The sequence below is a fragment of the Micromonospora yasonensis genome (assembly GCF_026013475.1).
GTDB lineage: Bacteria > Actinomycetota > Actinomycetes > Mycobacteriales > Micromonosporaceae > Micromonospora > Micromonospora yasonensis.
Genome location: NZ_JAPDPH010000246.1, coordinates 1 through 9,965, shown reverse-complemented (window position 1 = coordinate 9,965; position 9,965 = coordinate 1). Strand labels below are relative to the sequence as shown.

General features: G+C 74.9%; 10 protein-coding genes. 6 read left to right on the top strand and 4 right to left on the bottom strand.

From position 1 onward, the window contains the following. The 3 genes from ONA70_RS31245 to ONA70_RS31235 form a co-directional block, all read right to left on the bottom strand. Positions 1-893 (bottom strand): TIGR04222 domain-containing membrane protein (locus ONA70_RS31245; protein ID WP_265010082.1); only part of this gene is annotated, 893 nt, incomplete at its 3' end. Positions 894-1,032: 139 nt separating this feature from the next. Further along, positions 1,033-1,992: a TIGR04222 domain-containing membrane protein gene (locus ONA70_RS31240; protein WP_265010081.1), complete on the bottom strand. Its 960-nt coding sequence runs from the start codon at positions 1,990-1,992 to the stop codon at positions 1,033-1,035. Positions 1,993-2,047: 55 nt separating this feature from the next. Next, a complete protein-coding gene (locus ONA70_RS31235; RefSeq protein WP_265010080.1) occupies positions 2,048-2,620 on the bottom strand; it encodes a TetR/AcrR family transcriptional regulator in 573 nt (190 codons plus the stop codon). Positions 2,621-2,725: 105 nt separating this feature from the next. Here ONA70_RS31235 and ONA70_RS31230 point away from each other — a divergent pair, with 105 nt between their 5' ends. The 3 genes from ONA70_RS31230 to ONA70_RS31220 all read left to right on the top strand — a co-directional run bounded on the left by ONA70_RS31230 (position 2,726) and on the right by ONA70_RS31220 (position 5,364). After that, the gene (locus tag ONA70_RS31230; RefSeq protein ID WP_265010079.1) at positions 2,726-3,577 is read left to right on the top strand and encodes a carbon-nitrogen hydrolase family protein; all 852 of its coding nucleotides are present in this window, start codon (positions 2,726-2,728) and stop codon (positions 3,575-3,577) included. Positions 3,578-3,634: 57 nt separating this feature from the next. After that, positions 3,635-4,279 (top strand): HAD family hydrolase, encoded by a 645-nt coding sequence (locus ONA70_RS31225; RefSeq protein WP_265010078.1) that lies wholly within the window; start codon positions 3,635-3,637, stop codon positions 4,277-4,279. Between the two features lie 155 nt (positions 4,280-4,434). Then, complete coding sequence (locus tag ONA70_RS31220; RefSeq protein WP_265010077.1) at positions 4,435-5,364, top strand: serine protein kinase RIO; 930 nt, start codon at positions 4,435-4,437, stop codon at positions 5,362-5,364. 83 nt (positions 5,365-5,447) lie between these two features. On the opposite strand, the gene ONA70_RS31215 is transcribed toward ONA70_RS31220, so the two are convergent. Then, a complete protein-coding gene (locus tag ONA70_RS31215) occupies positions 5,448-5,696 on the bottom strand; it encodes a DUF2630 family protein (RefSeq protein WP_265010083.1) in 249 nt (82 codons plus the stop codon). Between the two features lie 313 nt (positions 5,697-6,009). Between ONA70_RS31215 and ONA70_RS31210 the strand changes: the two genes are divergently transcribed. The 3 genes from ONA70_RS31210 to ONA70_RS31200 all read left to right on the top strand — a co-directional run. Beyond that, positions 6,010-7,347 (top strand): cytochrome P450, encoded by a 1,338-nt coding sequence (locus ONA70_RS31210; protein ID WP_406601285.1) that lies wholly within the window; start codon positions 6,010-6,012, stop codon positions 7,345-7,347. Further along, entirely contained in the window at positions 7,344-8,285 is a 942-nt protein-coding gene (locus tag ONA70_RS31205) for a terpene synthase family protein (protein WP_265010075.1), read from the top strand. Before ONA70_RS31210 ends, ONA70_RS31205 begins: the two co-directional genes overlap by 4 nt. Before the next feature lie 173 nt (positions 8,286-8,458). Then, on the top strand, positions 8,459-9,965 hold a 1,507-nt coding region (locus ONA70_RS31200; protein WP_265010074.1), incomplete at its 3' end, for a prenyltransferase/squalene oxidase repeat-containing protein.

The window sequence follows — 9,965 nt, the reverse complement described above, 5'->3', positions numbered from 1 at the left end:
CCGCCACCCCCGCACGAGCTGCCGCCGCCGCAGGAACTGCCGCCGCTGCAGGAGCTGCCACCCCCGCAGGAGCTGCCCGAGCCGCTGCTCGCGCCCAGCGCCTGGCGCTGGATATCGGCCTGCTCGGCGAAGCCCGGGTCCATGGCCCAGATGGTGGCGGTGCCGAACAGGGCCACCCCCATCGCCGTGTCGGACGGGCCGTAGGTGGCGTAGGCAGGGGCGGCGGCGGGGCGCAGCCAGGTGTGCTGGCGACGCAGCTCGCGCAGCGCCCGGTCGGCGGCCCGGGTGCGCCACGGCACCCGATTGAGCAGCAGGAACGCGATGAAGAGCGGGACCATGGTGAGCATCAGGAAGCCCACGGGGTGGTCGTTGGACAGGCCGACGAAGGCCCGGACCACGCCGAGCGCCAGCAGGGCGCCGATCAGCGCCGGCCCGCGCCGCAGCATCGCCCGCCGAGCATTGCCCAGCGCCAGCCCGCGCTGTTCGAGGCCGTCGCGGAGCTGGTCGACGGCGCGGACCACCCACTCGTCGCGGCGCAGGTCCCGGGCCCGTACGCCCCGGCCGGCGGCGTTGTGGATGGCCTGGTCCAGGGGAGTGGCCCCGGCCGGCATCGGGCCGCCGACCACGATGCGCCGGTCGGGTGCCACGCCCACCGCACCGGACCGGCGCAGCCCGCCGAGCGCGGTCCAGACGGCCAGCTGGTCGCCCCCGTTGAGGTACGCGACCTGCTGCGGCCCGAGCTGCCCGCCGGTGCCGGCCGCCGGGCCGGCCAGGGCCCGGAACCGGTGGATCAGGGTGCCCACGACCAGCACGGCCGCGGCCAGGAGGTACCAGCGCAGGAAGACCGGGCCGGGGATGCCCCAGGTGTCGTCCGGTGCGGCGAGGACGGTCATGGACTGCTCCTGTCGCGAGGGGATCGCGGCCCATTGTGGAGCAGCCCCGCCAGGGGCGGTCCGGCCCGTCGGCCGAGTTACCGGACCGAGACCGGCCGGGGGAGGGGTCGTCGGCCGAGGCCGACCCCGCTCGGCCCGCTCATCCGCCGCAGCCACCGCCGCCGCCGCAGGAGCTGCCCCCGCTGCCGCAGGAGCTGCCCCCGGTCCCACAGGACCCGCCCCCGCCACCGGACCACCCCGAGGAGTGGGCGTTGCCCGCCAGAGCCTGGTACTTGACCTGGGCCTGCTGTGCGAATTCCGCGTCAATCGCCCAGAGTGACGCGGTGCCGAAGAGCGCCACGCCCATCGCGGCCTCCGCACTGCCGTAGGTGGTGTACGCGGGGCGAGCGCCGGGGGAGAGGTATGTGTGCTTCCGCCGCAGCCCCGTCAGGGCGATGTGCCCGGCACGCGTGCCGTTCGGGAGAGGCCGTAGCACGATCAGCAGCAGGGCGAGAGCCAGCACGCTGAGGATCAGATATCCCGCCGGGCGACCGGCCGACAGCCCCGCCACGACCCGAACCACACCGACCAGCAGCAGCACCGACAGTGCCAACACCCCGGCCCGGGCGACTCGGCGCTGTCGCCGGCCGACGAGCAGCCCCCGCTGTTCGAGGCGCTGGCGCAGTCCGGCCAGTGCCCTAGCGACGTGCGGGTCGAGGTGCAGGTCGCGGGTGCGTGCCCCCCGGGCGGCGGCCCCGTGGAGGGCCTGCTCCAGCGGTGTCATCCCGTTGTTCGCGTAGCCCGTCGACTCCAGCCGCCCTCGGGCCCGCACGCCGACCACGCCCGCCCGGTGCATTCCGGCGAGCGCGGTCCAGACGGCCAGCTGCTCACCGCCGCCGAGGTAGGCCGCCGACTCGGCGTCGACCGGATCCTTCGGGGTTCGCCCGCGGAGGACCAGGTACCGGTGGACTACGCAGGCAAGGAGGATCACGGCCGCCGCCGTGACATAGCTCGTGAGGAAGACGGGTCCCGGGATACCCCAGGTGTCACCCGACGACGCCAGCACCGTCATGGTCTGCTCCTGCAACGCAACGGGAATCGCGGCTTCAGTGTGGAGCATCCCCGCCAGGGTGGATCCGCCCGTCCGCCGAGTTACCGGACCGAGACCCGGCCGGTCAGTGCCGGCGGACGGCCTCCTCGACCAGGTCGAGCACCCGGCTCAGGTCACCTGCCGGGCGGCCCATCGCCAGGTGCAGCACCAACCCGTCGTACGCCAGCTCCAGGAACTGGGCCAGCACGTCGACGGGTACGTCGTCGCGGAGCACGCCGGCCTCCCGCTGGCGCAGCAGGCGGTCCCGGGTGGCCTCGGCGATGGCCGCGGAGCGTTCCGCCCAGCGCTTGGCGAACGCCGGGTCGGTGCGCAGCCGCCGGGACACCTCCAGCTGGCTGCCGAGCCACCCGGTGGTGTCCGGGGAGACCGCCCGGGCGAGCAGGTCCCGCATCACCTGGACCAGACCGTTGCGGGCGACGGTCTCCACCATGGCCGCGGCGTCGTCCTCGGCGACCGCGAGGAAGAGGGAGTCCTTGTCGCGGAAGTGGTGGAAGATCGCCCCGCGGGAGAGTCCGGTGGCCTCCTCCAGGCGTCGGACGGTGGCGCCCTCGTAGCCGTGTCGGGCGAAACACGCCCGGGCGGCGGAGAGGATCTCCTGCCGGCGCGCGTCGAGCTGGTCCTGGCTTACTCTGGGCACGCACCGATCGTCGCAGGCCGGACCGGCCGATGCAAACCGTACGTACGGCTTGAGATGTGGTTTCGCATGATCGATGTGCCGGTCGGATCCGGTTAGGATCGGCCGGTGACCCCCGCGCCGCTCCCCGCCCAGCCGCTGACCGTGGCCACCGTGCAGGCCACCCCGGCCCCCGGTGACCTGGCCGGCAACGCCGCCTCCGCCGCCCGCCTCGTCACCCGGGCCGGCGGCGCCCGCGTCGTGGTGCTGCCCGAGCTGTACCTGCCGGCGTACCACCCGCCGACCCTGGCCGCCGACCCGGCCGGCACCGACCTGGCCGCCGACGCGGACGGCCGGGTCGACGACCCGCGACTGGATCCGGTGCGGACCGCCGCCCGCGACGGCGGGACGACCGTGGTCGTGGGCGCTGCGGTCCGGCACCCGGACGGGCGGCGCACCATCTCCGCCCTGGTGGTCGACCCGGCCGGCGACGTGCGCGCCGCGTACGACAAGCAGCAGCTCTGGAGCGGGGAGCGCGAGCTGTTCGACGCCGGCCGGCGGGGCGCCACCCTGGTGGTCGACGGCTGGCGGTTCGGCCTCGGCATCTGCTACGACGGCTGCTTCCCCGAGCACGGCCGCGCCGCCGCCGACGACCAGGCGCACGGCTACCTCTGCCCGAGCGGTTACCTGGCCGGCTCGGCGCACCGGCGCGACCTCTACTACGCCGCCCGCGCCCTGGACAACACCATGTACGTGGTCTTCGCCAACGCGGTCGACGGCGCGGACCCGTGGCGCTTCAACGGCGGCGCCGCGGTGTACGACCCGGAGGGGCGGCCGCTGGCCCGTGGCGCGGACACCGGGGAGGACGTGCTGGTGGCCACGCTGGATCCGGCCGCCCTGGCGGCCACCCGCGCCGCGCACACCATGCTCGCCGACCGCCTGCCCGACCAGGGGCTCCCCCGAACGACCGTGCTGGCCTGAGGAACGCCGGGGATCTGGCCCTGTCGGTCGTACACCTCGGTCCCGTAAGGTGCGCGAGTGCCGCTCCTCCTGCTGGATCTGGACAACACCCTGCTCGACCGCGACGGGCCGTTCCGCGCCTGGGGTGAGGCCTTCCTGGCGGGCATCGGCGCACCGCCGGCCGACATCGACTGGTTGCTCTCCGTCGACGCGGACGGGCTGACCGACCGGTGGGACGTGGCGGACGCCATCCGGGACCGGTACGGGCTGCGCGTCCCCTCCATCGACCTGGTCGACGAGCTGCACGACGGGGTGATGGCGAAGACCCGGCTGGACCCTCTGGTCGCCTGCGCGCTGCGGATCGCCGACGACGCCGGCTGGGTGCCGGTGGTGGTCACCAACGGCGTGGTCCGCCAGCAGGAGGCGAAGATCCGCCGCACCGGCCTGGACCGGTACGTCGCGGACTGGGTGATCTCCGAGGAGGCCGGGGTCAGCAAGCCCAACCCCCGGATCTTCGCGCTCGCCGCCCAGCGGGTCCGGATGCCGCTGCGCGGCGCCTGGGTGGTGGGGGACAGCCCGGAGGCCGACATCGGCGGGGCGTCGGCCGCCGGCCTGCCCAGCGTCTGGCTGCACCGGGGACGCCGCTGGTCGGACACCCGGTTCGCGCCCACCCGCACGGTGGACGGGCTGATCGCCGCGGTGGCCACGGTGCTGGCCGGTTAATTCGGTTGACCCGCCCGGCGCCCGGCGATCAGCATGGGGCCGCGCGAGGGCGCAACCGGGCGGGGCCCGGTCGAGGAGAGGAGGTCGGTCATGGCCGTCTTTGCAGGGTCGTTCCACCTGCCTCCACCAGCCTCGATCGAAGGATCAACCCACCCGTGCGTGAACCTGACTTCCCGGCGCCACAGCGCCGTGGCCGCGGCAAGAGCCGCTTCGACGACGACGAACCTTACTTCCTGAAGCGGGGCCGGCCCACCGAGCCGGTCCTGACCGAACCCGACCACGAAGCCGACCCAGAGGACGCCTGGTCCTCCTGGGACGAGGCCGTGCACGGGCCCGAGCCCCATCCCGAGTGGCTGGTCACCGAGCTGGCCGCCCGGGACACCGAACTCGGCGTGCTCAAGACCGGCAAGGAGGCGGACGTCCACCTGGTCCGCCGGGCCGTGCCGGACACCGACCGCTCCTGTCTGCTGGCGGCCAAGCGCTACCGGGACCCGCAGCACCGGCTCTTCCACCGCGACGCCGGCTATCTGGAGGGACGCCGGGTCCGCCGGTCCCGGGAGATGCGGGCGATGGCCGGCCGGACCGCGTTCGGCCGGCAGATGATCGCCGGACAGTGGGCGGCGGCCGAGTTCTCCGCGCTGGCCCGGCTCTGGGAGATCGGCGCCGCCTCCGGGCGGATCGCCGTGCCGTACCCGGTGCAGCTGCTCGGCACCGAGCTGATGCTGGAGTTCATCGGGGACGCCGAGGAGGGCGAGGCCGCCCCCCGGCTGGCCCAGCTGCGCCCCGAGGGCGCCGAACTGCGCGACCTGTGGGAGCAACTGGTCGACGCCCTGGCCGTGCTGGCCCGGGCCGGGTACGCCCACGGCGATCTGTCGCCGTACAACCTGCTGGTGCACCGGGGGCGGCTGGTCATGATCGACCTGCCGCAGGTGGTCGACATGGTGGCCAACCCGCAGGGGCCGGAGTTCCTCGCCCGGGACGTCCGTGTCGTCGGCACCTGGTTCGCCGCCCGGGGGCTGCCGGCGGCGGCCGCCGACCCGGCCGAGCTGACCGGGCTGCTGCTGCGGGAGGCGGGGATCCGCTGAACGCGCCGCGTCGTCCCGGGCGGGGAGCAGCCGCCCGGGACGCCCGGCCCGCGGCCCACCGGCCGTGCCGGGCACCGCCAGGATCACTGGAGGTAGCGCTCGACCTCCGAGAGTGGGCGCTCACCCTGGGCGTCCGGGTCGCCGTGCGCCTGGCGGGCCGCCCGCCGGCGGCGCAGCAGGTCCCAGCACTGGTCGAGGGACTCCTCGAGTGCCCGCAGCCGCTCGCGCGCCGCGTCGTCGGTGCCGGCCTCGTTCTCCTGCGCGGCCGCACGCAGCCGGTGCTCCTCGTCGACGAGCTCGGTGATCCGGTTCAGGATGGTCTTGTCGTCCATGCCCCGAAGCTTGGCACAGGGGGCGGTCACCCGCCCGGATTCCTCCGGGCCGCCGCTTCCGGTCCGGCGGATCCCGCTCGCCTCGTCGGTCACCGGCGGGCCGGACCGGGCACGGCCACCGCCGATGTGGAAAGTGTGCCCCGCGGTCTGGATGATCTTTCTCATTGATGACATGCTCTCCAGGCACAGAACTGCCCGGTCGGCCGATGGCGCCCGTGATGGACGCTTTCGAAGGCGGGGCGACGAGGAAGCGTGGGTGAACATGTCCGACGCGGCTGACGCCGACCCCGTACCGACGATCCCCCCGGCGCGGGTGCCGCTGCACCGGGCACTGCCCGCCCTGGTGCGCGATCCGCTCGCGGCCCTGGTGCGCTTCGCCGAGGAGGCGGACGGGCAGGTGGTTCGGCTCAACCTCGGTACGTTCCGTCCGTACCTGGTGAGCCACCCCGACCACCTCCAGCAGGTGCTGCGGGACCGAGTCGCCAACTATCCCCGCGACGAGCAGGGTCTGCTGTGGCGCCCGGTACGCCGGGTGGTCGGCGAGGCCATCCTGGTCGCGGAGGGCAGCACCTGGGAGTCCACCCGGGGCGCGCTGCAGCCGCTGTTCACCGCGAAACGCGCCGAGACGCTGGTCGACCGGATGGCCGAAGCGATCGGCATGGCCGTCGACGACTGGGCCGAGCCGGCACGCCAGGGCCGTACGGTGGACGGCGCGGACGAGCTGAAGCGGATCGTGCTCACCACCACCATGCGGGTGCTCTTCGCCGACCGGATTTCCCTGGTGGACGCGTACCGGGTCAGCGCGGCGCTGGACACGGTCACCACCGCCATGCTGCCGCGGCTGCTGGCCCCGTTCGTGCCGTACTCCGTGCCCATGCCCGGGGACCGGGCCTTCCACGGTGCGGTACGGACCATCGACGAGGTGGTCCTGCCGATCGTCCGGCAGGCGCTGGCACACCCCACGGACGACGACGACATCGTCGCCACCCTCTGCCGTCCCCGGCCGGACGGGCGGGTGCCCGACGAGTACCAGATCCGCGGGGACGTGGTGGCCATGTTCTCCACCGCCACCGAGACGACCATCGCGCTGCTGTCCTGGCTCTGGCCGGTCCTGGAGAAGCACCCGGAGGTGGCGACCCGACTCCACGCGGAGGTCGAGCGGGTGGTCGGTGACGGCCCGGTGCGCCGCGAGCACCTGCCCCAGCTCACCTACGGCCGGATGGTCCTCGACGAACTGCTGCGGCTCTACCCCGCCGGCTGGCTGATCCCGCGGACCGCGGCGGCCGACGACGAACTCGGCGGGGTCCGGATCCCGGCCGGAGCCACCGTGCTGGTCAGCCCGTACGTGACGCAGCGGATGGCGACCTTCTGGGACGACCCGACCCGCTTCGACCCGGAACGCTTCGCCCCGGACCGGCCACGCCGCCGGTACCGGTACGCCTACTTCCCGTTCGGCGGTGGCCCGCACCAGTGTCTCGGGCAGTATCTGTTCCTGCTGGAGGCGCAGCTCATCGTGAGCACGGTCCTCAGCCGGTACCGGTTCCGGCTGGGCGCACCGGCGGATCTCACGCCCCGGCTCGGGGCCTCGCTGTCCCCGCGGCAGCGGTCGATGCTCAGCCTGTCCGCGATCCAGCGCCCGGTCGCCCAGTGACCGCGAACAGCACGTCCGCCCCGGCAGCCACCGGACGACCGGCGCCCGGCGCGCCCTGGCCCAACGGGGTCGCGGACGTGGCCGAGCAGGGACGAATCTGCGCGCTCGCCGTCCGCGGGCTGCGGGACCTGCAGGACGTGGTGGCCCGCCACGCCGCCCTGTTCGCCGCGCCCACGTTCGACCCGGCGCTGCTCAGCTCGGTCGCCACCGCCATCGCCTTCACCGCCCCCTGGTATCCGGCCGAGCGGCTGCGCACCACCACCCGTACCCTGCTCTGGGTCTTCGCGGCCGACTGGCTGATCGACACCCGGGCGGAGAGCGCCGCCGAGGTGCGGAACACGGTCGCCGCCTGCCTGGCCGTGGCCGACGGGGCGCCGGCCCCGGCCGACAGCCCGCTGGCCGCCCTGCTGGCCGAACTGCGCGCCGACCTGGGGGCGGCACCGGCCTACGGCGACTTGGCGCCGGTGTGGCGGGAGGAACTGGCCGCCATGTTCGCGGCAGTCGCCCGCGAGTGGGACTGGAAACACCTGCCGGCCGGCTCGGCCGAGCTGCCCGACCTGGACGGGTACCTCGCCAACGCCGACAACCTCGCCTGCTCCTTCGTCAACGTGACGCACTGGATCGCGGTCGGTGACCCGGACTGCCGCGCGCACCTCGCCGAGCTGCGCAGCGTGGGCCGGGACGTGCAGCAGGTGCTGCGGCTGGTCAACGACCTCGCGACGCACCGGCGGGACGTGGCCTGGGGTGACCTGAACGCCCTGGCGCTCGTTGCGGACCCGGCCCTGGTCAACGCCCGGCTGGCCCAGCTCACCCGGCGGTGCGAGGAGCGGATCGCCGGCCTCGCGGACCGGGTCCCGCGGCAGGCCGCGTACCTGCACCGCCAGATCGCCTACACCAGCGGCTTCTACCAGGTCTCCGACTTCTGGGGCCCAGCGTGAGCGCGAGGAGTGAGCCGGGTTTGCGAGCCCCGCAGTCGCGAACCGAGGTGGCACTGTGAGCGCGAGGAGTGAGCCGGGTTTGCGAGCCCCGCAGTCGCGAACCGAGGTGGCACTGTGAGCGCGAGGAGTGAGCCGGGTTTGCGAGCCCCGCAGTCGCGAACCGAGGTGGCACCGTGAGCGCGGGCGACGCCGGCGCGGCCGCGCTGTTGGCGGCTGTGGCCCGCCGGCCGTGGGGGCAGGTCGACCCGTCGACGTACGAGACCGGCCGGCTGGTGGCGCTCGCCCCCGGGTTGCCCGGTCACCGGGCTCGCGTCGAGTACCTGCTGCGCGGCCAGCGGCCGGACGGCGGCTGGGGGCCACCCGAGGGGTATGCCCTGGTGCCGACCCTGAGCGCGACCGACGCGCTGCTGGCCGTGCTGGCCGGGCCGACCGCACCCGTGGCCGGGGTGCCCGCCGCCGTGAACCGGGCGCTGCGCGCGCTCGGTGGACCGCTCGCCGGCCCGGGCCTACCGGACACCCCCGGCGCCGACCTGCTCGTGCCGGCACTGGTGGATTCCATCGCCGAGCGGCTGGACCGGCTGGACCCCGTCACCCGGCGGCGACTGCCCGACGACGGGCCACGGCTGCCGCACGGGTTGAGCGCCGACCGGCTCGCCGGGGTCCGGGCCGCGGGTGCGGCCGGGCTGCCCCTGCCACCGAAGCTCGCCCACTTCGTCGAGATCCTGGACCTCCCGACCGGCCGGCTGCCCGGCCCGCGGCCCGACGACGACCCGCTGGCCGTGGGGGCGTCGCCGGCGGCCACCGCGGCCTGGCTGTCGGCCGGCGGCGCGGCCGGCGGCGGAGCGGCCCAGGCCTTCCTCGCCACGCTGGTCGACCAGGGCGGCGGCCCGGTGCCCTGTCCCACGCCGATCACCGTCTTCGAGCGGGCCTGGGTGCTCAGCGGCCTGCTCCGGGCCGGAATTCCGATCGACCCACCCGAGGCGGTGGTGGAAAGCCTCACCGCGGCGACCGGCGACGCCGGGATCGCCACCGGCGCCGGTCTGCCTACCGACGCCGACACCACCGCCGTTGCCCTGGACGCCTTGGGTCGGCTGGGTCGGCGCGCCGACCCAGCCGGACTGTGGGCGTACGAGACGCCGGAGGGCTTCTGCACCTGGCCGGGGGAGGACGGCTTCTCGGTCACCACCAACGCGCACGTGCTCGACGCGTTCGCCGGACACCTGGCCCGGCACCCGGACGCGGCGGCCCGGTACCGGGCGTTGCCGGCGCGACTGTCCACCGTGTTGCGCGAGCGGCAGGGCGCCGACGGCGGATGGCACGACCGGTGGCACGCCTCCCCGTACTACGCCACGGCCTGCTGCACGCTCGCGCTCGCCGGCTCCGGGCACGGGGCGGCCGCCGGCGACGCGGTGCGGGCCGCGGTGCGGTACGTGCTGCGCACGCAGCGCGAGGACGGGTCGTGGGGGCGTTGGGCGGGCACCGCCGAGGAGACGGCGTACGCCCTTCAGGTGCTGCTGGCCGGCCCGGCGGAGAGCCCGGCGGTGACGGCGGCGGTGGCGCGGGGTCACGCCCGGATGTCCGAACTGGACGCTGCCGGCCCGCACCCTCCATTGTGGTACGGCAAGGAGCTGTACCGGCCGGTCGCCGTCGTCCGGGCGGCCGTGCTGGGCGCGGACCGGC

Excerpts from the sequence above, each read along its gene's own strand:
- ONA70_RS31215 (WP_265010083.1), bottom strand. The coding sequence starts at position 5,696 with ATGGACGACAAGACCATCCTGAACCGGATCACCGAGCTCGTCGACGAG.
- ONA70_RS31240 (WP_265010081.1), bottom strand. The coding sequence starts at position 1,992 with ATGCTCCACACTGAAGCCGCGATTCCCGTTGCGTTGCAGGAGCAGACC.